Source organism: Mesorhizobium sp. M0001, from assembly GCF_040324255.1.
In the GTDB taxonomy this organism is placed as follows: domain Bacteria; phylum Pseudomonadota; class Alphaproteobacteria; order Rhizobiales; family Rhizobiaceae; genus Mesorhizobium.
Genome location: NZ_JAMYVS010000007.1, coordinates 1 through 26,075 on the forward strand (window position 1 = coordinate 1; position 26,075 = coordinate 26,075).

Annotated in this window: 20 protein-coding genes and 1 tRNA gene; 10 read left to right on the forward strand and 11 right to left on the reverse strand. The window is 64.0% G+C overall.

The window, feature by feature from the left end; translation table 11 throughout:
• The first annotated feature begins 228 nt into the window (after positions 1-228).
• Genes NKK50_RS19805 through NKK50_RS19815 form a run of 3 tightly spaced genes read left to right on the forward strand, consistent with a single transcriptional unit; the run spans position 229 to position 3,941 of the window.
• On the forward strand, positions 229-1,152 hold the full coding sequence (locus NKK50_RS19805; protein WP_023684574.1) for an ABC transporter permease subunit: 924 nt from the start codon (positions 229-231) through the stop codon (positions 1,150-1,152).
• A gap of 9 nt (positions 1,153-1,161) precedes the next feature.
• Positions 1,162-2,289, forward strand: a complete 1,128-nt coding sequence (locus NKK50_RS19810) for an ABC transporter permease (protein ID WP_023670736.1) — start codon at positions 1,162-1,164, stop codon at positions 2,287-2,289.
• A 32-nt stretch (positions 2,290-2,321) separates the two neighbouring features.
• On the forward strand, positions 2,322-3,941 hold the full coding sequence (locus NKK50_RS19815; RefSeq protein WP_023684573.1) for an ABC transporter ATP-binding protein: 1,620 nt from the start codon (positions 2,322-2,324) through the stop codon (positions 3,939-3,941).
• A gap of 41 nt (positions 3,942-3,982) precedes the next feature.
• On the opposite strand, the gene NKK50_RS19820 is transcribed toward NKK50_RS19815, so the two are convergent.
• Together NKK50_RS19820 and NKK50_RS19825 are read right to left on the reverse strand one after the other, a co-directional pair.
• Positions 3,983-4,321 (reverse strand): hypothetical protein, encoded by a 339-nt coding sequence (locus NKK50_RS19820; RefSeq protein WP_023684572.1) that lies wholly within the window; start codon positions 4,319-4,321, stop codon positions 3,983-3,985.
• Between the two features lie 168 nt (positions 4,322-4,489).
• Positions 4,490-4,566, reverse strand: a tRNA-Pro gene (locus NKK50_RS19825).
• A 200-nt stretch (positions 4,567-4,766) separates the two neighbouring features.
• On the opposite strand from NKK50_RS19825, the gene NKK50_RS19830 reads away from it, so the two are divergent.
• Both NKK50_RS19830 and NKK50_RS19835 read left to right on the forward strand, forming a co-directional pair.
• Entirely contained in the window at positions 4,767-6,287 is a 1,521-nt protein-coding gene (locus NKK50_RS19830; protein ID WP_352543791.1) for a phosphomannomutase/phosphoglucomutase, read from the forward strand.
• Between the two features lie 11 nt (positions 6,288-6,298).
• A complete protein-coding gene (locus NKK50_RS19835; protein WP_352543792.1) occupies positions 6,299-8,536 on the forward strand; it encodes a mannose-1-phosphate guanylyltransferase/mannose-6-phosphate isomerase in 2,238 nt (745 codons plus the stop codon).
• A gap of 188 nt (positions 8,537-8,724) precedes the next feature.
• On the opposite strand, the gene betB is transcribed toward NKK50_RS19835, so the two are convergent.
• The 5 genes from betB to betI are packed head-to-tail and all read right to left on the reverse strand — an operon-like array spanning position 8,725 to position 15,008.
• The gene (gene betB, locus NKK50_RS19840; protein ID WP_352543793.1) at positions 8,725-10,188 is read right to left on the reverse strand and encodes a betaine-aldehyde dehydrogenase; all 1,464 of its coding nucleotides are present in this window, start codon (positions 10,186-10,188) and stop codon (positions 8,725-8,727) included.
• A 34-nt stretch (positions 10,189-10,222) separates the two neighbouring features.
• Positions 10,223-11,875, reverse strand: coding sequence for a choline dehydrogenase (gene betA, locus NKK50_RS19845; protein WP_352543794.1), 1,653 nt, complete (start codon positions 11,873-11,875; stop codon positions 10,223-10,225).
• A 3-nt stretch (positions 11,876-11,878) separates the two neighbouring features.
• Entirely contained in the window at positions 11,879-12,883 is a 1,005-nt protein-coding gene (locus NKK50_RS19850; RefSeq protein WP_023754820.1) for a threonine/serine dehydratase family protein, read from the reverse strand.
• Positions 12,880-14,409: a choline-sulfatase gene (betC, locus tag NKK50_RS19855; RefSeq protein ID WP_352543795.1), complete on the reverse strand. Its 1,530-nt coding sequence runs from the start codon at positions 14,407-14,409 to the stop codon at positions 12,880-12,882. The genes NKK50_RS19850 and betC overlap by 4 nt, the downstream gene beginning before the upstream one ends.
• Positions 14,410-14,417: 8 nt before the next feature.
• Positions 14,418-15,008: a choline-binding transcriptional repressor BetI gene (gene betI, locus NKK50_RS19860; protein ID WP_023692769.1), complete on the reverse strand. Its 591-nt coding sequence runs from the start codon at positions 15,006-15,008 to the stop codon at positions 14,418-14,420.
• Between the two features lie 199 nt (positions 15,009-15,207).
• Here betI and NKK50_RS19865 point away from each other — a divergent pair, with 199 nt between their 5' ends.
• Positions 15,208-16,374, forward strand: coding sequence for an acetyl-CoA acetyltransferase (locus NKK50_RS19865; RefSeq protein ID WP_352543796.1), 1,167 nt, complete (start codon positions 15,208-15,210; stop codon positions 16,372-16,374).
• A gap of 27 nt (positions 16,375-16,401) precedes the next feature.
• Positions 16,402-17,406 (forward strand): asparaginase, encoded by a 1,005-nt coding sequence (locus tag NKK50_RS19870; RefSeq protein WP_352535162.1) that lies wholly within the window; start codon positions 16,402-16,404, stop codon positions 17,404-17,406.
• Here NKK50_RS19870 and NKK50_RS19875 read toward each other — a convergent pair.
• Positions 17,399-18,754 carry a TIGR03808 family TAT-translocated repetitive protein gene (locus NKK50_RS19875; RefSeq protein WP_352543797.1) on the reverse strand — a complete coding sequence of 452 codons (1,356 nt, stop codon included), beginning with the start codon at positions 18,752-18,754 and terminating at the stop codon, positions 17,399-17,401. The genes NKK50_RS19870 and NKK50_RS19875 overlap by 8 nt on opposite strands.
• Positions 18,755-18,893: 139 nt before the next feature.
• Here NKK50_RS19875 and greA point away from each other — a divergent pair, with 139 nt between their 5' ends.
• Positions 18,894-19,367 (forward strand): transcription elongation factor GreA, encoded by a 474-nt coding sequence (greA, locus tag NKK50_RS19880; protein ID WP_352543798.1) that lies wholly within the window; start codon positions 18,894-18,896, stop codon positions 19,365-19,367.
• Positions 19,368-19,374: 7 nt separating this feature from the next.
• Here the strand turns inward: greA and NKK50_RS19885 are convergent, their stop codons facing one another.
• The 3 genes from NKK50_RS19885 to NKK50_RS19895 form a co-directional block, all read right to left on the reverse strand.
• Positions 19,375-19,611: an AbrB/MazE/SpoVT family DNA-binding domain-containing protein gene (locus NKK50_RS19885; RefSeq protein WP_023670750.1), complete on the reverse strand. Its 237-nt coding sequence runs from the start codon at positions 19,609-19,611 to the stop codon at positions 19,375-19,377.
• A 64-nt stretch (positions 19,612-19,675) separates the two neighbouring features.
• Positions 19,676-21,796 (reverse strand): methylmalonyl-CoA mutase, encoded by a 2,121-nt coding sequence (gene scpA / locus NKK50_RS19890; protein ID WP_352543799.1) that lies wholly within the window; start codon positions 21,794-21,796, stop codon positions 19,676-19,678.
• The gene (locus NKK50_RS19895) at positions 21,793-23,235 is read right to left on the reverse strand and encodes a methylmalonyl-CoA mutase subunit beta (RefSeq protein WP_352543800.1); all 1,443 of its coding nucleotides are present in this window, start codon (positions 23,233-23,235) and stop codon (positions 21,793-21,795) included. Before NKK50_RS19895 ends, scpA begins: the two co-directional genes overlap by 4 nt.
• Positions 23,236-23,584: 349 nt before the next feature.
• On the opposite strand from NKK50_RS19895, the gene NKK50_RS19900 reads away from it, so the two are divergent.
• Together NKK50_RS19900 and NKK50_RS19905 are read left to right on the forward strand one after the other, a co-directional pair.
• Positions 23,585-25,135: a helicase HerA-like C-terminal domain-containing protein gene (locus NKK50_RS19900; protein ID WP_352499571.1), complete on the forward strand. Its 1,551-nt coding sequence runs from the start codon at positions 23,585-23,587 to the stop codon at positions 25,133-25,135.
• A gap of 70 nt (positions 25,136-25,205) precedes the next feature.
• Entirely contained in the window at positions 25,206-26,075 is an 870-nt protein-coding gene (locus NKK50_RS19905) for an aldose 1-epimerase (RefSeq protein ID WP_023705454.1), read from the forward strand.

Genomic DNA, 26,075 nt, shown 5'->3' on the forward strand with positions numbered 1-26,075 from the left:
CCCTATCACACCCACTTGCTCTGGCCCCCGTCGCATTATTCTAAAAACCCCCACCACCATCTGCTCCCCCCCCCCCGCCCCACCCTGGCGGCCCCCCGGACTGGTCGGTCATCGCACCGGTCCGAAAGTCGTGGTCGATTTTCGGCAAGCCCGGTGCGAAGATTTGGCGCCGGAGCGTGGCAATGCGTCCGCATGGACGTATGTCGCTCTGGCCGAAGCGGGGCGCCGATGCTGCGATACATCTTACGGCGGCTTCTGACCGCCATTCCGACGCTGTTCGTCATCGTGACCATGGCGTTCTTCCTGATACGCGTCGCACCGGGCGGCCCCTTCAATCAGGAGCGGGGCCTCAGTCCCGAGATCAGGGCCAATCTGGAAGCACAGTTCGGCCTCGACGATCCGCTCTGGCTGCAATATGCCCACTATCTCGGCAATCTTCTGCGCGGCAATTTCGGGCCGAGCTACAATTTGCCTGACTTCACCGTCACCGAACTGTTTGCCAAGGGGCTGCCGATATCGGTCCAGCTCGGCACCTCGGCGCTGATCCTGGCGCTGCTGCTTGGTTCGGTGCTCGGCACCATCGCCGCGCTCAACCAGAACAAGCTTGGCGACTATACGGTGATTGCGCTGGCGACCGCCGGCAGCACTATCCCCACCTTCGTCATCGCTCCTGTGATTCAGCTGGTGTTCGGATTGACCTGGAAGCTGTTGCCGATCGGCGGCTGGGGTGATGGCGCATTAATCAACAAGATCGGCCCGGTGCTGACGCTGGCCTTGCCGCAGATCGCCATCGTTGCCCGCCTGATGCGCGGGTCGATGATCGAGAGCTTGCGTTCGCATCATATCCGAACGGCGCGTGCGCTCGGCCTCTCCGACTGGTCGGTGGTGGTCAAGCACGCGCTGCGCGGCGCCATCCTGCCGATCGTTTCCTTCACCGGCCCCGCAGCCGCGGCGCTGCTCACCGGTTCGGTCATCGTCGAGACCATCTTCTCCATTCCCGGTGTCGGCCGCTATTTCGTCGATGCCGCGCTCAACCGCGACTACACGCTGGTGATGGGGACCGTGGTGGTGATCGCGCTCTTCACCATCGTCTTCAACCTGATCGTCGACGTCATGTACGCGGTCGTCGACCCGAGGGTACGCTATGACTGAGGGTGCGCTATGACTGACATCACAGCCGCCGCCGCTCCGCCGGCCGTCGTCGGCCGCTCGCTCTGGGGCGACGCATGGGCGCGCCTCAAAGCCAACCGCGCCGCCATGTTCAGCCTCTATTACCTGGCCTTCATTGGCGTCATCAGCATCTTCGGCCCCTGGTTCGTGCCGCATCAGTACACCACCATCTATGCCGACTATGTGCGCACGCCGCCAAGCTTTTCAGCCTATCCGAAGCCCGACATGATCGAGACGGCGCTCAAGGATGCCATCAAGCGCATGCGCGTCGACATCAAGGAGTGGAAACTGGACGGCAGTCGCGTCACCGTCACCGTCACCTCGACCAAACCGATCGACGACCGCAACATCCGCTATCTTGACCGCTCCGATGCCTTCGACGATACCAAGATAGAGAGCAAATCGGCCGACGGGCTCGAATTGACTATGACTGCGTCGGTCAAACAGCAGTACTTCCTGTTCGGCACCGACAACACCGGTCGCGATCTTCTCTCGCGAACGCTGATGGCAGGGCGCATCTCGCTGGCCATCGGCCTGCTTGCCGGCATTGTCGCGGTGGTCATCGGCGTCCTCTACGGGGCGGCGGCCGGCTTTTCCGGCGGCAAGATCGACGAGGTGATGATGCGCATCGTCGACGTGCTCTATTCCTTGCCCTTCATTTTCTTCGTCATCATGCTGGTGGTGTTCTTCGGCCGCAACTTCGTGCTGATGTTCCTGGCGGTGGGAGCGGTGCTGTGGCTCGACATGGCGCGCATCGTGCGCGGCCAGGCGCTCTCGATCCGGCGGCAGGAGTATGTCCAGGCGGCCGAAGCCATGGGCGTCGGCCAGCGCGGCATCCTGCTGCGCCATGTCATCCCCAATCTGCTCGGACCAGTGGTGATCTACATGACGCTGCTGGTGCCGCAGGTCATCATCCTGGAAAGCTTTCTGTCCTTCCTCGGCCTTGGCGTGCAGGAACCGATGACCAGCTGGGGCGTGCTCATCTCCGTCGGCGCCAAGAACATCGGCACCGCCAACTGGCTGCTTTTGTTCCCCGCCTTCTTCCTCGTGTCGACGCTGTTTGCGCTGAACTTCGTCGGCGACGGCCTGCGCGATGCGCTCGATCCGAGAGACCGATAATATGGGGACCAAATAAAATGGGGACCGTTGCGATGGAAACGCCCGAAACGATCCTCAGCGTCAAGGACCTTCGCGTCCGTTTCCGCACGCTCGACGGCGCGGTCGAAGCGGTCAAGGGCATCAACATCCACGTCAAGGCAGGGGAAACCGTTGCCGTGGTCGGCGAATCCGGATCCGGCAAGAGCCAGACCATGATGGCGGCGATGAGCCTGCTGGCGTCCAATGGCGAGGCGACGGGTCACGTCGATTATCGCGGCCGCAACCTTTTGACCATGAGCAAGCCCGACCTCAACAAGGTGCGCGGCGCCAAGATCAGCATGATCTTCCAGGAGCCGATGACCTCGCTCGATCCACTCTATTCGATCGGCAACCAGCTTATCGAACCGATCCGCAAGCACCGGGGGCTGAACGCAGCCGAGGCACGGAACGAGGCGCTCAAGTTGCTCAGGCTGGTGCATATCCCCGATCCCGAGCGGCGGATGAAATCCTATCCGCACGAAATGTCGGGTGGCCAGCGCCAGCGCGTCATGATCGCCATGGCATTGGCCAACGACCCCGACATCCTGATCGCCGACGAGCCGACGACGGCGCTCGACGTCACCATCCAGGCGCAGATCCTGGTGCTGCTCGCCGAATTGCAGCGCAAGCTCGGCATGGCCATCGTCTTTATCACCCACGATCTCGGCATCGTCCGGCGCTTTGCCGACCGCGTCTATGTCATGCGCTATGGCGAGGTGGTCGAGGAAGGCGAAGCGGAAGCACTTTTCGCCAACCCGCAGCATGCCTATACCAAAATGCTGCTGGCCGCCGAACCGACCGGCACCAAGGCGGCGCCGCCGCCCAGCGCTCCTGTGCTGCTGGAGGGCCGCAATGTCGAAGTGACCTTCAAGATCGGCGGCGGCTTCCTTGCCGGCGAACCGCTGCTGCTACGCGCCGTCGATCACATTTCGATCCGGCTGAAGCGCAACCAGACCATCGGTATCGTCGGCGAGTCCGGTTCGGGAAAATCGACGCTCGGCCGCGCACTTCTGCGCCTGTTGCCCAGCGACGGTGTCATCCGCTTCGGCGACCGCGACATCTCCACCGCCGACCGCCAGGCGATGCGGCCGCTGCGTCGTGAGATGCAACTCGTCTTCCAGGATCCGTTCGGCTCGCTGTCGCCGCGCATGACCGTCGGCCAGATCATCACCGAAGGGCTTCTGGTGCATGAGCCGAACCTGTCAGGCAAGCAACGCGATCAGCGCGCCGTCGAGGCCTTGCTCGAGGTCGGCCTCGATCCCAACGCACGCAACCGCTACCCGCACGAATTCTCCGGCGGCCAACGCCAGCGCATCGCCATCGCGCGTGCCGTGATCCTGAAGCCCAAACTGGTGGTGCTGGACGAGCCGACTTCGGCGCTCGACCGCTCGGTGCAGAAGCAGATCGTCGAATTGCTGCGCAAGCTGCAGGCCGACCACGAACTATCCTACCTCTTCATCAGCCACGATCTCTCCGTGGTGCGCGCCATGGCCGACTACATCATCGTCATGAGGCAGGGCAAGATCGTCGAGGAAGGCCCGACCGAACAGATATTCAGCAACCCGCAGGCCGCCTACACCCAGACGCTGATGGCTGCGGCGATCGATGTCACGCGCTTCCGGCTGAGTGCTTAAGGCGTGACGTTGAGCAGATAGTCAGGGTAGGGCCAGTTCGCTTAGCCCGCTGACCTGGGACATCTGTTGGCTCTTGTCGCGACAATGGCCTCTTGCCGCTGCTTCAGCAGTTCGATTCTGGCCGTCTCACGCTTGGCCACTGCGCTCTTCACGCGCGTGCCGCCGAGCAGCCAGTTCGGCACGCTGGTGTTGGCGACCTTGCCGCGGGTGATGGCGGTTTGCGAGATGTCGCGCGCGGTATCGCCTACGGCGGTGTTGAGCTCGGCGCATGTCATGCTGTCGTATTTCGCCGGGTTCACCGCGCTGCCCAGCGATGAGCAGCCTGCCGCCAGGGACAAAGCGAGCAGCGCTGACAGCCGGCTTGAAATCAACAAATTCATCTTCCGCAAACCTCGTTCCGGCCGCTGTCTCGGCGGCATTCCTATTATCGAGGTAGCGCGGAAGGTTGTCGCGTCAAAACACCATGCTGACAGCGACGCCGACGCGGCCGGTTTGCATCAAGCTATCTTGTGGGTCGGGAGAACAAACACCTAAGTGTCTGTTTTTTCTGGTCGGAGTGGCAGGATTTGAACCTGCGACCCCCTCGTCCCGAACGAGGTGCGCTACCAGGCTGCGCTACACTCCGTGACCAGACCGCGGGCTTATAGCTGCCGCATACCGTTCCTGCAAGCGGCAATGGCAGCGCTTCTGTCGCATTTCGTTGGCTTTCGTTGGGCATCGCCGCAAAGCTTGGCTTTCCCTCCCGGGATAAACCCGGCTTAAAGCCTTGTGTGCTAAGTCGCAGCCCCGATAGATCGTGTTTTCGCCATCTGGAGCTTTGCTGCCTTGCCCCTGAAAATCGTAGGCGACGCCCGGCCCAACAGCTTCGAATTCGAAACCGAAGCGCTGATCAAGGCGTCCGGCTTTCGCGAATACGACGCGCGCTGGTGGTTTGGCCATGCCGGTTCGACGCAACCGCCGGACCTGAACCTGATCGGCGTCCAAGCGTTGGGCATGGGCCTGGGCACTTTGATCCGCCGTCTTGGCGCGGGTCCCGACATCGTCACCGGGCATGATTTCCGTTCCTATTCGCTTGCCATCAAGCTGGCGCTGGTTTCCGGCCTGATGGCTGCGGGCGCAAAGGTGAAAGACATTGGCCTGGCGCTGTCGCCCATGGCCTATTTCGCCCAGTTCGCGCTCGACGCGCCTTCCGTCGCCATGGTCACCGCATCGCACAACGAGAATGGCTGGACCGGAGTCAAGATGGGTGCGGCGAGGCCGCTCACCTTCGGACCGGAGGAGATGAGCGCCCTGAAACAGATCGTGCTGTCGGGCGATTTCGATCTTGCCGGCGGTGGCTGCTACGAATTCGTCTCCGGTTTTCGCGAGACCTATCTCGACGATCTGGTGAGCGACAAGCGCATCGCGCGAAAGCTGAAAGTCGTGGCCGCTTGCGGCAACGGCACTGCCGGCGCCTTCGCGCCACAGGCGCTGGAGCGCATCGGCTGCGAGGTGATCCCGCTCGATGTCGAGCTCGACCACAGTTTTCCGCGCTATAACCCGAACCCGGAAGACATGCAGATGCTGCATGCCATCAGGGACAAAGTGCTGGAAACAGGTGCTGATGTCGGGCTGGGCTTCGACGGCGACGGCGACCGTTGCGGCGTGGTCGACAATGAGGGCAACGAGATTTTTGCCGACAAGGTCGGCGTCATGCTCGCGCGGGACATATCAACCCAATACCCCGGCTCGACCTTCGTCGTCGATGTCAAGTCGACCGGCCTGTTCAACACCGACAGCGTCCTGCGCGCCAACGGCGCGAAGACAGATTACTGGAAGACCGGCCATTCCTACATCAAGCGCCGCGTCGCCGAGCTTGGCGCCGTCGCCGGCTTCGAGAAGTCGGGCCATTTCTTCTTCAATCCGCCGATCGGCCGCGGCTATGATGACGGTCTCATCACGGCAATAGCCATATGTGAGATGCTCGTCCGCAACCCCATAAGTTCGATGGCCGATCTCTATCGCGCGCTGCCGCTGACCTTCGGCACGCCGACCATGTCGCCGCATTGCGCCGATGACGTGAAATACGGCGTGGTCGATCGGGTGGTGGCGGACTTCCAGGCGATGCAGCGCGCCGGCAAGACTTTTGCCGGCCAGAAGATCGCCGAGCTGATCACCGTCAACGGCGTGCGCGTCGTGGCCGAGGATGGCACCTGGGGGCTGGTGCGGGCGTCGTCGAACAAGCCGGAGCTTGTCGTGGTTGTCGAAAGCCCGGTATCGTCCGAGCGCCGCCGGCAGATGTTCGAGGCGGTCGACGCCGTGCTGCGCCGCAGCCCCGAAGTCGGCGCTTACAACCAGACGTTCTGATTGGACCTTTCATGAGCGAGCGCATCGTCAGTTTTGTCATGAGCGGCGGTGTCGGCTCGCGGCTGTGGCCGCTGTCACGCGAGGACAACCCGAAACAGTTCCACGATCTCTCCGGCGACGGCTCGATGCTGGCCAAGACCTTGCGCCGGCTGACGGCGCGGCCGGAAGGTGAGACGCCGATCTTCCTGATCGCCGCCGAGCGCCATGCCGAGCGTGTCCATGCCGACCTTGCCGGACTCGACCTCGCCGGCGGTGGCCCGCTGTTCGAGCCGACCGGGCGCAACACGGCTGCCGCCGTGGGGCTGGCCGCGCTGCGCACATTGTCGGAGTTCGGCGACAGCCTGGTGCTGGTGGTGCCGTCAGACCACGAAATCGCCACGCCCAAGCAGTTCTGGCAGAGCGTCGAGGCGGGCAGCCAGGCAGCGCTTGCCGGCCGTCTGGTGGTGTTCGGCATCAAGCCGACGCAGCCCGAGACCGGCTATGGGTATATCGAAGTCGCAGCCGAAAGCGGCGGCGTCTTCGACGTGTCGCGCTTCGTCGAAAAGCCCGACCTCGCCACCGCGCAGAGCTATCTCAGTGCGGGCACCTTCTACTGGAACACCGGCATTTTCCTGTTTCGCGCCAGCGCCATGCGCGATGCATTTGCGGCCTTCCAGCCCGACATCTGGCAGGCCACCCAAGCGGCCTACAAGGCAGCGACTTCGGATCTGTCCGGCCTCTATATGCCGCTCGACCTCTACGCCGCCATCCCGTCGAACTCGATCGACTACGCCATCATGGAGCGGGCCAAGGACATCGTCATGGTACCGGCCGGCTTTCGCTGGAACGACCTCGGCTCCTGGCAGTCGCTGCTCGATGTCGGCCCTGCTGATGCCAATGGCAATGTCGTCGTCGGCGATGTTGTCGCCATCGATTGCGAGAACTCCTACATCAGAAGCGACGGCCGGCTTTTGTCGGCTATCGGCATGAAGGACGTCGCGATCGTCTCGACGGCGGACGCCACCTTCGTCGCACCGGTCAGCCACAGCCAGCACGTCAAGAAGATCGTCGAGCAGCTGGAGAAATCGGGACGGCTGGAAACCAGGTTTACGCCGGCACACGACCGCGTCATCGAGAGCGGCGCCTGGCGTCGGCGCGTGCATCACTGGCTGTTCGAGGAGACCTTGCCGCTGTGGTCAACTTCAGGCGTCGATGAGCGTCATGGCGGCTTCCACGAGGCGCTGGGTTTCGATGGCAATCCGCTGTTGAAGCCCAAGCGTATGCGCACGACGGCCAGACAGGTCTATGCCTTTGCGGTCGCCAGGGCACGCGGCTGGGACGGTCCGGCGGACCGGTTGATTAGCCACGGCATCGCCTTCATGGCCGGCAAGGGCCGCACCGAGAGAGGCGGCTGGGTGCGCACGCTCAATGTCGACGGCTCCGTCGCCGACCCAACCGAGGATGCCTACGACCATTCCTGCGTGCTGCTGGCGCTGGCGCATGCGCATATGTGCGGCAATCCGGATGCGCTGCGGCTGGGCCAGGAGACCTTCGTGTTCCTCGACGCGCATCTCGAGGACAGCCGCATGACCGGCTTTCTCGAGACATCCGATGGCGAGGGCGAGCGGCGCTCCAACCCGCATATGCATCTGCTCGAGGCCTTCCTCGCCTGGTATGAGGCGACCGGCGACCGCACCTATCTGCGCCGCGCCGCGCGCATCATCGACCTTTTCCGCAGTCATTTCTTCGATGCCGAGAGCTGGACGCTGGGCGAATATTTCGACGCCGGGTGGAAGCCGGCCGCCGGCGAGAAGGGCACATGGACCGAGCCCGGCCATCATTTCGAATGGGCCTCGCTGCTCACCGATTTCGTCGCCCGCAGCGGTCAGGGCGAGTTGAGCAATTTTGCCCGCAAGCTCTACGCCTCGGCCATCGCCAACGGCCTCAACCGCGCCACCGGCCTTGCCTACGGTGCGGTCTCCCGGCAGGGCCTGCCGCTCGACCTCGTATCGCGCAGCTGGCCGCAGGCGGAAGCGATCAAGGCGGCGATTGCGCTTGACGGTTCAGGTGGCCCCGACCTCAAACCGGAGATCGAAGCGCGCGTCGGCCGCCTGTTCCGCTGGCACATCGACCCGGCGCCGCTCGGCCTGTGGATCGACCGCATCGACGAACGCGGCCGCTCCTTGGCATCGGACGTGCCGGCCAGCATCTTCTATCATCTGGTCTGCGCGCTGACGCAGTATCTGGACGGCACGGCGCAGAAGGGGTGAGGCGTTGGAGCTGCCAATCTCCCCCCTGCGGGGGAGATGCCTGGCAAGGCAGAGGGGGGTGCTGTCCCGCCGACGTCTCGGCTACTCGAAGATCAGACCAAAGGTTGGCGATCCGTCACACCCCCCTCTGGCCTGCCGGCCATCTCCCCCGCAAGGGGGGAGATCAGCTGTCACTTCGCTTTCAACCCTCAATATGGGCTCGCCACGTCCCCGGTCTCGACATACACCGCCTTCAGCTGCGAATAGAGCGCCAGCGCCGCCAGCGAGTTCTCGCGCCCGATGCCGGATTGCTTCACCCCGCCAAACGGAATTTCCACCGGCGTCAGATTGTAGGCGTTGATCCAGCAGGTGCCGGCCTGCAGTTCGGCGATCACCCTATGAGCGCGCTGCAGGTCGCGGGTGAAGACGCCGGCGGCGAGGCCGAATTCGGTGTCGTTGGCGCGATCGATCACCTCGTCCTCGCCGTCGAACTTCAGCACGCTCATCACCGGCCCGAAAATCTCCTCGCGCGCAATGCGCATCTTATCGGTGACACCGGTGAACACGGTTGGCTCTACAAAGAAGCCGCCATCGAACCCTTGCAGCGACGGCACGTTGCCACCGCAGGCGAGCGTTGCTCCATCCTGCCTGCCGGCCGCGATGTAGGAAACGACCTTCTCCTGCTGCGCCTTGTTGACCAGCGGCCCCATCTGCGTCTCAGGATCGAGCGGATCGCCGATGCGGATCTTTTTCGTCCGCTCGACCAGCCGGTCGACGAAGCGGTCATGGATGCCGCTCTGCACGAAGACGCGCGTGCCGTTGGAACAGATCTGCCCGGTCGAATAGAAATTGCCGAGCATGGCGCCGCCGATGGCGTTTTCGAGATCGGCATCGTCGAACACGATCAGCGGCGACTTGCCGCCGAGCTCCATGGTAGCGTGCTTCATCTTCGAGCCGGCGAGCGACAGCACCTTGCGGCCGGTCGGCACCGAGCCGGTCACCGAAACCTTGGCAACGACATCGTGGCCGACGAGGCCGGCGCCGACATCGCCATAGCCTTGCACGACGTTGAACAGCCCGTCGGGCAGGCCCGCCTCTGAGTAGATCTCGGCCAGCGCCAGCGCCGACAGCGGCGTGTTTTCCGAAGGCTTGAATACCATGGCGTTGCCCATGGCGAGCGCCGGGGCGGATTTCCAGCCGGCGATCTGGAGCGGATAGTTCCAGGCGCCGATGCCGACGCACACACCGAGCGCCTCGCGGCGCGTATAGGCAAAAGGTCCACCAAGATCGATCGCATCGCCGTTGAAGGCGGCAACCGCGCCGCCGAAATATTCGAGGCAGTCGGCGGCCGATAGTGCATCCGCCACCAGCGTCTCCTGGATCGCTTTGCCGGTGTCGAGCGTCTCGATCCGCGCCAGATCGGCGTTGCGCGCGCGCAAAATGTCGGCGGCGCGGCGCAGGATGCGGCCACGCTCGACCGGCTTCATCCGCGCCCAGGCCGGTTGTGCGGCCCGCGCGGCTTCGATGGCGAGCTCCAGCACGTTCGGAGTCGCCGAATGCAAAGTGGCGATGACCTCACCGGTCGCCGGATAGATCACCGGCAGCGGCGCGCCGCCTTCGTCCTCGATGTAGCGGCCGTTGACATAGTGCGATGCCGTTGGCTGGGCGCGCATATGAATTCTCCAATGGTCTTGGCCGGACAATGCCCTATCGATCCGCCACCTGCCAGCGCGGATTGATCCAGGGTTCCTGGTTGGATGGCGCCAGCGGCGTGCGGCCGAGAATGTGGTCGGAGGCCTTCTCGCCGGTCATGATCGACGGCGCGTTGAGGTTGCCGTTGGTCACCCGCGGGAAGATCGAGGAGTCGGCGACGCGCAGGCCGTCGACGCCGATGACCCGGCACTCCGGATCGACCACGCTCATGATGTCGTCGGCGCGGCCCATCTTGCACGTGCCGCACGGATGGTAGGCACTCTCGGCATGATCGCGGATGAAGGCGTCGAGATCCTCGTCCGACTGGACGTGCGAACCCGGCGAGATTTCCTTGCCGCGAAAGCCGTCAAAAGCCTTCTGGCCGAAGATCTCGCGGGTCAGCCGGATGCAGTGGCGGAACTCGGTCCAGTCGTCTGGATGCGACATGTAGTTGAAGCGGATGACCGGCGTCGCTTTCGGGTCGGGCGAGCGCAGCGTCACCGAACCGCGCGACTTCGACCGCATCGGCCCGACATGCGCCTGGAAGCCATGCGCCTTCGCCGCCGCCTTGCCGTCATAGCGCACCGCCGCCGGGATGAAGTGGTACTGGATATCGGGGTAGTCGACACCGGCCTGCGAGCGTACGAAGGCCGCGGCCTCGAAATGGTTGGTGGCGCCGAGGCCGGTCTTGAAGAACAGCCACTGCGCCCCGATCAGCGTCTTGGAGAATGGGTTGAGAACCGAATTCAGCGTGATCGGCTGGGTCGATTCCTGCTGGATGTAGAGCTCCATATGATCCTGCAGATTGCGGCCGACACCGGGCCGGTCGGCCACGACTTGGATGCCGTTCTCCGTGAGATGCGCGGCCGGGCCGATACCGGATAGCATCAGGATCTTGGGCGAATTGATCGACGATGCGGCGACGATCACCTCACGTCGTGCCTTAACGACCTGAATCTGTTTGTGAGCTTCGATCTCGACTCCGACGGCACGCTGATTCTCGATGATCACCCGGCGGGCGAAGCCTCTGATCACGCTGACATTTTGCCGCTTGAGCGCCGGCTTCAGATAGGCTGACGCCGCCGACCAGCGGCGGCCGCCGCGAATGGTTTGCTCCATCGGTCCGAAGCCTTCCTGCTTCGAGCCATTGTAGTCGTCGGTCAGTTCGAACCCGGCTTGGCGGCCGGCCTCGACAAAGGCGCCGTAGAGCGGATTCTTGCGCGGGCCACGCTGGACGTGCAGCGGGCCGCCGTGGCCGCGCCAGCCGTCCTCGCCGCCGTCACTGTCCTCCATGCGCTTGAAATAGGGCAGCACGTCGGCGAAGCCCCAGCCGACCGCCCCCTGTTCGGCCCAGTGGTCGAAGTCGCGTGCGTGGCCCCTGACATAGACCATGCCGTTGATCGAGGACGAGCCGCCGATCACCTTGCCGCGTGGCGTCGCCAGCACGCGGCCGCCGAGATGCGGCTCCGGTTCGCTGGCAAAGCCCCAGTCGTAAAGGCTCATGTTGAGCGGGATCGACAGCGCCGACGGCATCTGGATCAGCGGCCCGATGTCGGTGCCGCCGAACTCGATGACGATCACCGAATGCTTGCCGTCTTCCGACAGTCGGTAGGCCATGGCCGAGCCGGCCGAGCCGGAGCCGATGATGACGAAGTCTGCTTCAAGCATGGTTCACATGCGCCCATCGTTCATATGCGAAATAAAATCGGCGAGCGAGACATTGCCGCCGGTAGCCATGACCAGGACCGTTTTACCCGCCACATCCACCTTGCCGCCGAGCAGCGCCGCCAGAGAGGCGGCGCCTGACGGCTCGAGCACCAGCTTCATCCGTTCGAAGGCGATCTTCATTGCCCGCCTAACCGATTGGTCGTCGACGGTGATGCCGCGCACGCCGGCGGTCTTGACCGCCGCGAACGGCGCGTCGCCCGGCCGCCGCGACATCAGCCCGTCGCAAATCGATTTCGGCGCGATCGGCATGGTCTCGATGGCGCCATGCGCTAGCGATGCACCCATGCCGTTGAAGCCTTCCGGCTCGACGCCGATGATCTCGGTTGCTGGCGACAGATAGTGGAAGGCGAGCGACATGCCGCCGATCAGTCCGCCGCCGCCGACTGAGCAGAACAGAAGGTCGGCACTGGCGTCCTTTGCCTCGAGTTGTTCGAGCGCTTCGAGCCCGGCGCCGGCCTGGCCGGCAACGATCTCCGGATCGTCGAATGGATGCAGCAACGCCAGCCCTTCGGTCTCGGCAATCTCGCGGGCCTTGGCGGCTGCGACCTCTTCACGGGCGCGCTCGCCATGATCGGTCAGCACGACGCGCGCGCCATAACCTGCGGTCGCATCGCGCTTGGCGGCCGGCGCGTCGATCGGCATGACGATGGTGACGGGAATGCCGAGCGCCTGGCCGGCAGCCGCCAACCCTTGCGCGAAATTGCCGGAGGAGTAGGCGACGACGCCTTTTCTGGCCTCATCCGGCGACAGCCGCTTCAACCGCCAATAGGCCCCGCGCACCTTGAACGATCCCGCCCATTGCAGCGATTCCGGTTTGATGAAGACGCGGGCCGCACCCGTCTCCTTGGCCAAGGCTGTCGATTCCAGCAAAGGCGTGATCTGCGTCGCCTTCGACGTCACGGCATAGGCCTGTCTGAGGTGCTCGAGGGAGGGGACAATTGTCATCATTCGCCTCGCGGAAAGCGTTTCTGTTCCTCGAGATTGTCGAGGTTCATGTGGTTGCGCATGTAGCGTTCCGACGCCTTCTGCAGTGGCTGGAACTCCCAGGGGTAATGCGTGCCGTTGCGCAGCGCGGGATAAACCACCCAGCGCCGCGCCTGGCTGACGCGCACCGCGGCATCGAAGGCCGCCATGTCCCAGCGCGCCCGCACTGCTCCCGTGAAGGCCGCCACCAGATCGGCATGCGCCGGATCGGTGGCAAGATTGGTGCGTTCTTGCGGATCGGCTTCGAGATCAAACAGAAGCGGCGGGTCGATCTCGCAATGGATGAATTTGTAGCGGCCGTCGCGGATCGCCACCAACGGCGCGTTGGAGCCCTCGGCGGCATATTCCATCAGCACCGGCGCGGTGCGCGGCTCGCCATCAAGCAGCGGCAGCAGCGACTGGCCGTCGGTCCACGGCGCGATCGCCGAGATGTCGATGCCGGCGAGATCGCACAGTGTCGGCGTCACGTCGAGGTTGGAGACCGGCGCCTCGACCAGCCCTGCAGGAATGCCTTTGCCGGCGATCATCAAAGGTACTCGCGCCGAGCCCTCGAAAAAATTCATCTTGAACCACAGGCCGCGCTCGCCAAGCATGTCGCCATGGTCGGAGCAGAACAGGATGACCGTGTCGTCCAGCATGCGCGTTCGCTCCAGCACTGACATCAACTCGCCGACCTTGTCGTCGAGATAGGAGATGTTGGCGTAGTAGCCGCGCCGCGAGCGGCGGATCTGCTCCGGCGTGATGTTGAAACTGTCGTAGTCGCTGGCCCGGTAAAGCCGTTGCGAATGCGGGTCCTGATGGGCATAGGGGATGAATCCCACCTCCGGCTCAAGCGCCGGACAGTCTTCATAGAGATCCCAATATTGCCGCCGTGCGACATAGGGGTCGTGCGGGTGGGTGAAGGAAACCGTCAGGCACCAGGGCCGGCTGGCCTCGTCCTCGGAGGTGCGGGCAAGATCGTAGAGTTTTTGCACCGCGTGGAAGGCGACCTCGTCGTCATACTCCATCTGGTTGGTGATCTCGGCGACGCCGGCGCCTGTCACCGAACCCAGATTGTGATACCACCAGTCGATGCGCTCGCCGGGCTTGCGGTAATCCGGCGTCCAGCCGAAATCGGCGGGATAGATATCGGTGGTCAACCGCTCTTCGAAACCATGCAACTGGTCGGGGCCGACGAAATGCATCTTGCCCGACAGGCAGGTGTAATAGCCGGCGGCGCGCAGATGGTGAGCATAGGTCGGAATTGAGGAGGCGAACTCAGCGGCGTTGTCGTAGACTTGGGTGCGCGACGGCAATTGGCCGCTCATGAAGGCGGCGCGCCCCGGCGCGCAAAGCGGCGAGGGCGTATAATTGTTCCGGAAACGTGCCGCGCGCGCGGCCAGCTCCTTGAGATGCGGCGCGTGCAGGAAGTCCGCCGGTCCGTTCGGAAACAGCGTGCCGTTGAGCTGATCGACCATGACGATCAGGATGTTGGGTCGCCTTTGTGTCACTGAGGCTGTCACTGTGTCTGTCGCCCGCCGAGTTTGGTTTCCAGATAGTCCTCGACCAGCGCAATCGCGGTCGCCGCGTCCGGCACGCCGTCCTTCAGCGCCCGCCTGATGTAGAGCCCGTCGATCATCGCCGCGGTCGCTTCCGCCGCGCGGTCGGCTTCGTGCCTGGCCAAGATGCCGGTCAGCCCGCTCATCAGGTTGGAATGCAGCCGCCGCGCATAGACCCTGAGCAGCCGGCGCAAGGCCGATGATTTCTGCGCCTCGACATAGAAGGCGAGCCAGGCCGCGATGGTTTCCGGCTGGAACTGGATGTCGGAGAAGTTGACGGCCACCACGGCCGAAACACGTTCGCGCGGCGAGCCGGCGGATTGCAGCGCGCGCCGCATGTCGATCGTCAGCTCGGCCAGAATATGCCTCATCGTCGCCAGCAGCAGCTCATCCTTGGCGCCGAAATAGTGGTGAGCCAATGCTGACGACACACCGGCGCGCCCCGCTATCTCCGACATGGTCACGTCAAGCGAGCCGCGCTCGCCGATCGCCGAGATCGTCGCGTCGATGAGCGCCTTGCGGCGCAACGGTTCCATTCCGACTTTAGGCATGATGTTCCCGGCTTTTGCGGCGGAGATTATTTTTTATTGACGCGTCAATCAACAAAAAACGATCCGATTGGAACCTGCACCAAGCGATTGTCGGCTTGCGGCCCTTTTCGATGCGGGCGGGATTGTTTATATTTGAACAATAAAGGCGAAGTGCGCCATTTGCCCACATGTTAGGCTGGCGCCAAGGATGGAGACCGCCATGACCGCAAGCATCGTTGGCTGGGCGCATTCGCGCTTCGGCAAGCTGGAAGGCGAGACGCTGGAAGGCCTGATCACCAAGGTCGCGGTCGACGCGCTCGACCATGCCGGCATCGGCCCGGATGAGGTCGACGAGATCGTGCTCGGCCACTTCAATGCCGGCTTTTCCCCACAGGATTTTACCGCCAGCCTCGTGTTGCAGGCCGATGACCGGCTGCGCTTCAAGCCGGCGACGCGGGTCGAGAATGCTTGCGCCACCGGTTCGGCCGCGGTCCGGCAAGGCATCCGCGCCATCGACGCAAACGCTGCCCGCATCGTGCTGGTGGTCGGCGCCGAGCAGATGACGACGACGCCCGGGCCTGAGATCGGGAAGAACCTGCTGAAAGCTTCCTATCTGCCGGAGGAGGGCGACACGCCGGCCGGCTTTGCCGGCGTCTTCGGCAAGATCGCGCAGGCCTATTTCCAGCGTTATGGCGACCAGTCGGACGCGCTGGCGATGATTGCCGCCAAGAACCACAAGAACGGCGTCGACAATCCGTACGCGCAGATGCGCAAGGATTTCGGCTACGAATTCTGCCGCCAGGAAAGCGAGAAGAACCCCTTCGTCGCCGGTCCGCTGAAGCGCACCGATTGCTCCCTGGTCTCCGATGGTGCAGCCGCCCTTGTGCTGACCGACACCTCGACGGCGCTGAAGATGCGCCGCGCCGTCGCCTTCCGCGCCAACGAGCATGTCCAGGATTTCCTGCCGATGTCGAAGCGCGACATCCTGTCCTTCGAAGGCTGCGAACAGGCCTGGAACCAGGCGCTGAAAAAGGCCGGCGTGACGCTCGACGACCTCTCCTTCGTCGAGACGCATGACTGCTTCACCATTGCCGAACTCATCGAATATGAGGCGATGGGCCTGGCCAAGCCGGGCGAGGGCGCCAGGCTGGCGCTGGACGGCACGACGGCAAAAGACGGCAGGCTCCCGGTCAATCCTTCGGGCGGGCTGAAGGCCAAGGGCCATCCGATCGGCGCCACCGGTGTGTCGATGCATGTGCTGACCGCCATGCAGTTGACCGGCGAAGCAGACGGCATCCAGGTGCCGGACGCAAAGCTTGGCGGCATCTTCAACATGGGTGGCGCTGCCGTCGCCAACTACGTTTCCATCCTCGACCGGATCAGGTAGAAGCGGCCCGTATATTTCGGGGTGGTGATGACAAATCCGGTTCTGGTCGAAGTCTTGCGCGGCGCGATCGTCGAGAGCGCCCATCGCGGCGCTGTCGCAATCTTCGACGGTGACGGCAAGCCTGTCCTGGAGATCGGCGATACGGCGCGGCCGGTGTTTCCGCGCTCGGCGGTCAAGGCGATCCAGGCGCTGCCGCTGGTTGAAACGGGTGCTGCCGATGCGTACGGCTTGGGCGACCGCGAACTGGCGCTGGCCTGCGCTTCGCATTCGGGCGAACCCGCGCATGTCGAACTGGCGCAGGCGATGCTGGCCAAGGCCGGGCTCGACAAGTCGGCGCTGGAATGCGGCGCGCATTGGCCGTCGAGCCACGACGCGACGATCGCACTGGCCCGCACAGGCGTCTCGCCGAACGCACTGCACAACAATTGCTCGGGCAAGCATTCCGGATTTCTCTGCACCTGCGTGCACTCAGGGATTGCCCACCAAGGCTACGTCAAGGCAGGCCATGGTTTGCAGGAGATGGTGCGCGACGCCATGCAGGCGGTGACCGGCGCTGCCCACGATGCGGATCACCGGGCAACCGATGGCTGCTCGATCCCCACCTATGCCGTGCCGCTGAAAAGTTTTGCCCTTGGCTTTGCCCGCATGGCGACGGGCAGGAGCTTTGGCCCTGAGCGCGCCAAGGCGGCCAAACGCCTGCTGTCTGCCTGTATGGCCGAGCCTTTCCTGGTCGCCGGCACCGGCAAAGTGGATGTGGCGCTGATGCAGGCCGCGCCCGGCCGCATATTCGTCAAGACGGGCGCCGAGGGTGTCTATTGCGCTGCCGTTCCGGAGCTTGGCCTCGGCATCGCGCTAAAATGTGATGACGGCGCCGGCCGCGCCGCCGAGGTGATGATTGCCACTGTGCTGGCAAAACTTCTCAGCGCCGACGGCGCACTGGCGGCGAACCTTCTGGAGCGGGCCAATCCGCCGATCGAAAGCCGCATCGGCGCCAAGGTCGGCTCGCTGCGGCCGACGACGGCGCTCAGCTGACCCTGTTTCGCTCGACCGTCAGATGCGCATAGCCGCTTACGCTTGACCGCGCGAGGTCGCCGGTCGCCGGTTCGGCCCAGCGCTGGCCGATGATGGCGCCGTTCTTGGCGCCGTCGATGACGTTGTCGGAAATGATGGCGTTTCCAGCGCCTTCTACCACAGTGACGGCGATGCCGGTTCCGGCCTGACGGATGATGTTTCCCGTAGCCACAACATTGCGCATATAAGCGCCCCAGCCGATCTGCATGCCGTAGAGCGGCGCGTTCTCGATGACATTGCCCGAGACGGTGGTGTCGGCCTCGACGCTGATACCGACGCCGAAGCCCGGCGCGTCGGCGGGGTAGGGGCCGGTGGTCGAGAGGTTGCGCACGATGTTGTTTGAGCAGACACCCATACGGCCGCCCTCGTTGAAATTGACGATCGAGATGCCGTTAGCGGCACCATCGACGATGTTGTTGCCGATGATGGCGCCTTCGAAGGAGAATTCGGAATAGAGCGCGGTTTCGCCCGACCGCGAGCAGGTGTTCCCGGTCATCTGCAGATTGCTTGAACTGTTGGCGCGGATCGCCGAGAAGGCGCAGTCCGAGACGATGTTGCCGGTGACGGAGACATTGCCGGCACGGAAGGCGTTGATGCCATTGCCGTTCTGCCCGGTGCCGCCGCTGCGCGCGCCGATCCGCTGCACGCGGTTGCCGCTGACGATCGTGCCGTCCTCGGCCTGCTGCCAGCGATGGACAAGAATGCCGCCATTGCCGCAGTCGGATACGGCATTATCGGATATCGCCAGGCCAGCGGCCTCGACGGAGTAGATGCCGGCGTCCGCAGCCCCCGAAATCTCGGAGCGCTCGACGCGGCCCGACGCATGCTCCAGCGCCAGCCCATGCTTGCCGCTGCCGGTGATCGTGCAATTGTCGATGACGAGATGGGCGACGCGGCGCAGGTCGAGCAGGCCTTGCGCATCGTCGGCCAACCCGCCGTTGGCGCCGTCGAAGACCAATGCGGTGAACTCTATATGCTCGGCCTGTTCGGCCGTCAGCAAATGGCCATTGCCGCCATAGAGGATGCGCGAGGCGCCCGGCACGCCCGAAAGCCTGACGCGGGCGGGCAGGGTCAGGTTGGACACGACATAGGTGCCCGGCGGCAGGAACACCGGCGCATTGCGCTGGCTTGCCTCGGCTAGCATCCTGGCAAAGGCCTTGCTCTGGTCGTCCGGTGCGTCCGGCTCCACGCCGACCTCGGCGGCGTTGATCGAGCCAAGCGCTGCCGTCTTCGCCAAGGCGTTGTCCAGCGAAACGCCGAGCACCGCAAAGCCGACAGTCCCCTTGAGAAGCGTTCGTCTGTTCAACATCGGCACAGATCCCTGCGATGAAATGGTTCTTCGCAGGAATTGGGCCAGCCGCATAGGTCTCCGCTCGGCGATAGTCCGGCCAATGACCGGGTCCGGCAAGTGGCTTGTACAGTCGCCGAAGCGGGCCTAAGTTTATCCGATGAGCAGGGCTTTTACCCGCGAGGAAGACAGCGAAAACGTCATTGCCGGCATCGGCGAGCGGCCGATCAGCCAACACCGCAATCTGGTGACGGAGCGCGGCCTGGCGATGATCGAGGACAATCTGGCCGATCTGCGCGACATCTTGGCGAAAGCCGAGCGAAAAGCCGATCGCGAGCGCATTGCCGTCGTCTCGCGCGACCTGCGCTACTGGACAGCGCGCCGCGAAAGCGCCGAGCTTTCCGTGCCGGAACCGGGCAGCGACCAGGTGCGCTTCGGCATGGGTGTCACGCTGGAAAGCGATGACGGCAAGAAAGTGCACTGGAAGATCGTCGGCGAGGACGAGGCCGACCCCTCAAAGGGCAGCATCTCACACGTCTCGCCAATGGCCGTGGCGCTGTTCGGCAAGAAGGTCGGCGACGTCGCAAGCGTCAACGGCAAGGAATGGGAAATCGTCAAGCTGTCGGACGCCTGACGCCAGCTCACCCTATTTGCACAGCCAGCTTTCGCAACGCGGGCTCATACTTGTCCATGACATCGCGAGCAGCACGCATTTGCCGTTCGACGTCGTCACACGGCACCGGCCTTAGGATGATGCCGTCGTCGGTTTCGATGATCTGGAGTTCATCGCCCACCTGCAGGCCCAAGCTGTCGAGCGTTTCCCGCGGCAGGATTACAACGCCCGATCCGTCCTCAAGTCCGTGAATGATGGTGTTCATAGCTATACCATAGGTTGCGCCCGATATTGCAACGCAACTTTGATAAGCAGTGCAACTGTTTCAATCAGCCCGCCAGCAGCCGGTCCAGCAACCGATCCGCAGCCTCCGGGATAACCGTCCCTGGCGGGAAGATTTCCGCGGCACCCGCTTCCAGCACTGCGCCGTAATCCTGCGGCGGGATGACGCCGCCGGCGACGATCAGCATGTCGCTGCGGCCGAGCTTCTTCAGCGCGTCGCGTAGTTCGGGGATCAGCGTCAGGTGCCCCGCCGCCAGCGATGAGGCGCCGATGACATGGACGTCCTGCGCCACCGCCAGCCTGGCGATCTCGTCGGGTGTCTGGAACATCGCGCCGACCGTCACGTCGAAGCCGAGATCGGCGAAGGCCGTGGCGATCACCTTCTGGCCACGGTCGTGGCCGTCCTGTCCCATCTTTGCGACCAGGATGCGCGGCTTGCCGCCGGACTTCTTCTCGAAAGCTTCGAGCTTCTCCAGCAATCGGTCGACCGTCAGATTGTCGCCAAGCGCATTGCGATAAACGCCGGAGATCGTTTGCACCGAGGCGACGTGACGGCCAAAGACCTTTTCGAGCGCCAGCGAGATCTCGCCGACCGTGGCATTGGCGCGCGCGGCGCGGATGGCAAATTCCAGCAGGTTTTCGTTACCCTGCGCAGCGCGGGTCAGCGCATCGAGCGCGCTCTCGACCGCGCCGACATTGCGCGTGCCTTTCAGGTTCTGCAGCTTCGACAATTGCCGGGCCTTGACCTCGGCATTGTCGATCTTCAGCACGTCGACGTCGATTTCGTTCTCGGGGCGATGCGCGTTTACGCCAACCAGTATCTGCTCGCCGGAATCGATACGCGCCTGCGTGCGCGCCGCCGCTTCCTCGATGCGCAGTTTTGGAATGCCCTGTTCGGTTGCCGCCGCCATGCCGCCAAGCGCCTCGACCTCTTCGATGTGGGCGAGCGCACGCGCCGCCAGATCATGCGTCAGCCGTTCAATATAGGCCGAGCCGCCCCACGGATCGATGATGCGGGTGGTGCCGGATTCCTTTTGCAGGATCAGCTGCGTGTTGCGGGCGATGCGGGCCGAGTGGTCGGTCGGCAGCGCCATCGCCTCGTCGAACGAGTTGGTGTGCAGCGACTGGGTATGTCCCTGCGTCGCCGCCATCGCCTCGATCATGGTGCGGGTGATGTTGTTGTAGGGGTCCTGCGCCGTCAGCGACCAGCCGGAGGTCTGGCAATGGGTGCGCAGCGACAGCGAGCGTTCATCCTTCGGTGCAAAATTCTTCTGCATCAGGGTCGCCCACAGCAGGCGCGCCGCGCGGAGCTTGGCGATCTCCATGAAGAAGTTCATGCCGACCGCCCAGAAGAAGGAAAGCCGCGGGGCGAAACGGTCGATATCGAGCCTGGCGGCGACGCCGGCGCGGGCATATTCGATGCCGTCGGCGATGGTGTAGGCGAGCTCCAGGTCCGCGGTCGCGCCGGCCTCCTGCATGTGATAGCCGGAGATCGAGATCGAATTGAACTTCGGCATGTGCTGGGAGGTATAGGAGAAGATGTCAGACACGATCCGCATCGAGGGCTTCGGCGGATAGATGTAGGTGTTGCGGACCATGAACTCCTTCAGAATGTCGTTCTGAATGGTGCCGGCGAGATCCTTCTGAGCAACGCCCTGTTCTTCGGCCGCGACGATATAGAGCGCCATGATCGGCAGCACCGCGCCGTTCATGGTCATCGACACCGTCATCTCGCCCAGCGGAATGCCGTCGAACAATTGCCGCATGTCGAGGATGGAATCGATGGCCACGCCCGCCATGCCGACATCGCCTGATACACGCGGATGGTCGCTGTCATAGCCGCGATGGGTGGGCAGATCGAAAGCGACCGAAAGGCCCTTTTGGCCGGCGGCGAGATTGCGCCGGTAGAAGGCGTTGGATTCCTCGGCCGTCGAGAAGCCGGCATATTGCCGGATCGTCCACGGCTGCTGGACATACATGGTCGGATAGGGACCGCGCACGAAGGGCGGCATTCCCGGATAGGTGTCGAGATGCGGCAGCCCCTTGAGATCGCCCTGGCCGTAGAGATGCTTGACGGCGATGCCTTCCGGCGTCAGCCGCTGGCCCTTGACCTCGACCGGCGCGCGCCGTGGCGCCGACCAGCCAATATGGCTGAAATCCGGGATCACTGTGCGGCTCCGATTGCCTGGTCGATGCGGACCGGAAACAGCGCCTCGCACACCGCCACGCCCTCTGTGAAAGGCGGCCGCCGCTCAGCCGCCAGCGTCTCGACCGGGGCATCGTTTTTCAGCGGGTAAAGCGTGGTGCCGATGATTACCCGTTCACCCGACCGGTAGGCCTCGGCGCGGCGCTCGGATGCTGCCGTGACGCGCTTCTGGATATGCCCTTGCTGCAGGCTTGCCAGAACGCCGCCTTCCGCTTCGATCCGCTGGAACTCTTCCCACGCCGCTTCGCACAGGCCCAGGGTCAGCGCCTCGACTGCGCCCGACCCCAAGGCTGGGTCGGCGACATGGTCGATATGGCTTTCATTGGCCATGATCAACTGTGCATTGCGGGCGACGCGGCGGGCAAAGCCGGCCGGCAGCCCGTGGGCGATGGTGTGTGGCAGGATTGAGATCGAATCCGCGCCGCCTGCTGCCGCTGCAAAGCTGGCGATGGTGGTGCGCAGGATGTTGGTTTCGGGATCCGCCGCCGTCATCATGCGGAACGACGTCTCGGCATGGATGTTGGCTACCGATGCCGGGATGGAACAGGTTTCCTGGATGCGCGCCCACAGCCTGCGCAAGGCCCGGACCTTGGCCATCGACAGGAACTGGTCCTGGTCGACGCTCAGCGCAAAGCCGATATGGGGAGCGGCATAGACAAGCGGCTGGCGCGCATCCTCGAACATCCTGAGGTATGACACGGCGGAAGCGAGCATGGTGCCGAGTTCCTGCGCTTCCGTGGCGCCGGCATTGTGGAACACCCGCCCGTCGGCCTCCAGCAGCACACCCGGCACGCCCAGCGAGAAGAAATGCGCCAGCGATTGCGGCATCGATGCCTGCAACGCCTCGATCGACATGCGCAGCCGGCCGGTTCCGGCAAAGATTGCCGCCGGGTCGATGCCGAAGGAGAGGTTCAGCTTTGCCGGGTCGGAGCGGCGCTTGCTCAGGAACGCCACCAGCCAGTCGGCGACGGCACGGCTCCAGGGATGGGCGTCGATGCGGATCTGCGTGCGGTTGAGCGGTACGCCATCCAGCACCGTTTCCAGCGCCTGCGCCGTCCTCGGCAGGCCATAGCCGAACGCATTCGGAGCACCTTCGAAGACAAGCGACAATCCCGTCGCGCCTTGTGCCACATCGTCCAGGGCCTGCGCCTTGGCGCGGCCGATATCGGGATCGTCAATGCGCTGGCTGACGATCCAGGGCAATTTGGGGTTGGCGCGCACAAGCGGCTCGGCGCCGCCAGCGCGATCGTAGAGCGGTTCGATGCGAATCTGATCGTCGGTATGCGAGACTAGTTTTTCCTCGAAGGAGGCGCCGGCGAGCGCCTTTTCGGCCAAGGCCAGCCAACGCTGGCGCTCGACGTCAGCGGGTTCGACACTCCTGGTCAAGGCTCCGGCGCCCATCCATGCTCCTCGTTTTTATGCGGCCGCACCAGCGTCAGCCGTCCAGTCTACGGTTCCCTGCCAGATATCGCAATGCAATGCGCTTGCGCGGTTGGGATTCGCTTCCCTGACATAGGGCAGCCTGCGTGGACGAACCATGGAACGATTGCCAAACAGCGGCAAAATCCGCAAGTTCCAAAAACCGATTTGGAGGATTGGTTCAATTTAGACGATTGGCCCAATCTGGATGAATAGCCAACTGGATGGATAGCCCGATTGGAGAATAGCATTGTCGCTGCGCAATGGCCTGACTATACCCTGCGGCACGGCCACAGGCTTTTAACACATCAGTTTGCGGAGACATGGTCATATGGCTGACGACACCAGCATTTTCCTCGGCGCCAGCCGCAAGCCCGACGACAGCTATCAGCGCGCCGAACAGCTCTTGCTGCAATATGGGAACCGCCATGGCCTGATCACCGGCGCCACCGGCACCGGCAAGACAGTCAGCCTGCAGATCCTGGCCGAGGGGTTTTCCAATGCCGGCGTGCCTGTGTTCTGCGCCGATATCAAGGGCGACCTGTCCGGCATTGCCATGATGGGCAAGGCGCAGGATTTCCTGGTCAAGCGGGCCGAGCAGGTCAAGCTCGACCCTTACGACTTCCAGGAATTCCCGGTCATCTTCTGGGACCTGTTCGGCGAGCAGGGCCATCCGATCCGCGCCACCGTCTCGGAAATGGGGCCGCTGCTTCTGTCGCGGCTGATGAACCTCTCCGAAGCGCAGGAAGGCATCATGAACATCGCCTTCCGCATCGCCGATGAGGATGGCCTGCTGCTGCTCGACATGAAGGATCTGCAAGCACTGCTGGCCAACATCGCAGCGCGCGCCGACGAGATCAGCTCGCGCTACGGCAATGTCACCAAGCCGTCGGTCGGCGCAATCCAGCGCACGCTTCTCGTGCTGGAACAGCAGGGCGCGGCGCATTTCTTCGGCGAACCGGCTTTGCGCATCGCCGACATCATGCGCACCACCCGCGACGGCCGCGGCGCCATCAGCGTGCTCGCTGCCGACAGGCTGATGATGAACCCCAGGCTCTACGCCACCTTCCTGCTCTGGCTGATGTCGGAACTGTTCGAGGAATTGCCCGAGGTCGGCGATCCCGACAGGCCGAAGCTGGTGTTCTTCTTCGACGAGGCGCATCTGCTTTTCGACGAGGCGCCGAAGGTGCTGATCGACCGCGTCGAGCAGGTGGTTCGCTTGATCCGCTCCAAGGGCGTCGGCGTCTATTTCGTTACGCAGAACCCCTTGGATATCCCTGAAAAGGTTCTCGCCCAGCTCGGCAACCGTGTGCAGCACGCGCTGCGCGCCTATACGCCGCGTGAGCAGCAGGCGGTCAAGACCGCCGCCGACACCTTCCGGCCCAATCCCGATTTCGACTGCGCCACCGCCATCACCCAGCTCGGCACCGGCGAGGCGCTGGTCTCGACGCTGGAGGTCAAGGGCGTGCCGTCCATGGTGCAGCGGACATTGATCCGGCCGCCGTCGTCCAGGCTTGGCCCGATCACGGCGGACGAGCGCCGCAAGCTGATCGACCAGAGCCCGGTCGCCGGCCAGTACGACCAGACCATCGATCGCGAATCGGCCTTCGAGATGCTGCAGAAGAAAGCCGTGGGCGCGCAGGAGGCGGAAGAACAGGCACAGCCGGCCGACAGCGGCCGCTCGCGCTGGACCATCCCCGGCTTCGGCAATGACGATTCGCCGCCACCGCAATCCGGTGGCCGGCGCGTGCCGGCGCCGCGCCCGTCCAACCGCCAGACGGTGGCCGAAGCCGCGATCAAAGCTGTCGTGCGTTCGGTCGGCTCGTCGGTCGGCCGCGCGATCGTGCGCGGGATTCTGGGCAGCCTGTCCAGGGGGCGGTGAAAAGTGTCAGCCAGCCCGCCTCGGACATGATCAGCGGCCAAAATATCGCTATTGACGGCGGTTGGTAGGGATGGCCGGCCTCCTGGAACTGCGCGACGACCGCGCCCGTCTGGTCCTGGCGCCGCAAAAGGGCGCAGCGATCGCCCGCTTCGACGCACTGGTCTGCGGCGCAACGGTGCCGCTGCTCCGCCCCGACGATGGCACCGGCGCCTCCGGCTGCCAGCTTCTGGTTCCCTGGTCGAACCGCATCTCAGGCGGCGGTTTCGCCTTCGACGGCCGCTTCCATGCGATCGAGCCGAACGTGCCGGGGGAGGCCTTTCCAATCCATGGCGACGGCTTCCAGAGGGAGTGGCGGATTGCCAGCCACAGCGCCACCGAGGCAGAACTGGTCCTCGACGCCGGTGAAATCGGCCCCTACCGATATACGGCGCGGGTCGCCTATGCGCTGCATGACGGGGCCTTGGATGCCACGCTCACGGTGGAGAATCGCACCGGCATTCGCCTGCCTTACGGGCTCGGCTTTCATCCGTGGTTCCCGCGCAGCGCCGGAACGACGCTCGAGGCGAAGGCGGCGCGGGTCTGGCTGGAGGACAAGCATCATCTGCCGGTCGGCGTGGCGCCGGTGGCCGATTACCCCGCGTGGAATTTCTCGAACGCCTCCCTGTTGCCGCGAAGCTGGGTCAACAACGCCTTCGACGGCTGGGACCGCCGCGCCAGGATCACCCGGCCCGAGGACAGGATCGCCATCTCGCTCACCGCCTCGCCATTGCTCGACGTCTTCATCCTCTATTCGCCGTCGCAGGATGCCGATTTCTTCTGCTTCGAGCCGGTGTCGCATACCGTCGATGCGCATCACGGCAAAGGGCTGACCCCGCTTGAGCACGGCGCTACGCTGAGTGCAAACATGCGCCTCGATTGGCGTTCCGCTGCTTCGCTCTGA

Bases quoted from the DNA above. Each gene is read 5' to 3' on its own strand.
- NKK50_RS19900 (WP_352499571.1), top strand. From the start codon at position 23,585: ATGGCTGACGACACCAGCATTTTCCTCGGCGCCAGCCGCAAGCCCGAC.
- NKK50_RS19835 (WP_352543792.1), top strand. From the start codon at position 6,299: ATGAGCGAGCGCATCGTCAGTTTTGTCATGAGCGGCGGTGTCGGCTCG.
- NKK50_RS19875 (WP_352543797.1), bottom strand. From the start codon at position 18,754: ATGTTGAACAGACGAACGCTTCTCAAGGGGACTGTCGGCTTTGCGGTG.
- NKK50_RS19810 (WP_023670736.1), top strand. From the start codon at position 1,162: ATGACTGACATCACAGCCGCCGCCGCTCCGCCGGCCGTCGTCGGCCGC.
- betB (WP_352543793.1), bottom strand. From the start codon at position 10,188: ATGCGCGCCCAGCCAACGGCATCGCACTATGTCAACGGCCGCTACATC.
- betA (WP_352543794.1), bottom strand. From the start codon at position 11,875: ATGCTTGAAGCAGACTTCGTCATCATCGGCTCCGGCTCGGCCGGCTCG.
- NKK50_RS19850 (WP_023754820.1), bottom strand. From the start codon at position 12,883: ATGATGACAATTGTCCCCTCCCTCGAGCACCTCAGACAGGCCTATGCC.
- greA (WP_352543798.1), top strand. From the start codon at position 18,894: ATGAGCAGGGCTTTTACCCGCGAGGAAGACAGCGAAAACGTCATTGCC.
- NKK50_RS19870 (WP_352535162.1), top strand. From the start codon at position 16,402: ATGACAAATCCGGTTCTGGTCGAAGTCTTGCGCGGCGCGATCGTCGAG.
- NKK50_RS19905 (WP_023705454.1), top strand. From the start codon at position 25,206: ATGGCCGGCCTCCTGGAACTGCGCGACGACCGCGCCCGTCTGGTCCTG.
- NKK50_RS19865 (WP_352543796.1), top strand. From the start codon at position 15,208: ATGACCGCAAGCATCGTTGGCTGGGCGCATTCGCGCTTCGGCAAGCTG.
- NKK50_RS19895 (WP_352543800.1), bottom strand. From the start codon at position 23,235: ATGGGCGCCGGAGCCTTGACCAGGAGTGTCGAACCCGCTGACGTCGAG.
- NKK50_RS19885 (WP_023670750.1), bottom strand. From the start codon at position 19,611: ATGAACACCATCATTCACGGACTTGAGGACGGATCGGGCGTTGTAATC.
- NKK50_RS19815 (WP_023684573.1), top strand. From the start codon at position 2,322: ATGGAAACGCCCGAAACGATCCTCAGCGTCAAGGACCTTCGCGTCCGT.
- betI (WP_023692769.1), bottom strand. From the start codon at position 15,008: ATGCCTAAAGTCGGAATGGAACCGTTGCGCCGCAAGGCGCTCATCGAC.
- NKK50_RS19805 (WP_023684574.1), top strand. From the start codon at position 229: ATGCTGCGATACATCTTACGGCGGCTTCTGACCGCCATTCCGACGCTG.
- NKK50_RS19820 (WP_023684572.1), bottom strand. From the start codon at position 4,321: ATGAATTTGTTGATTTCAAGCCGGCTGTCAGCGCTGCTCGCTTTGTCC.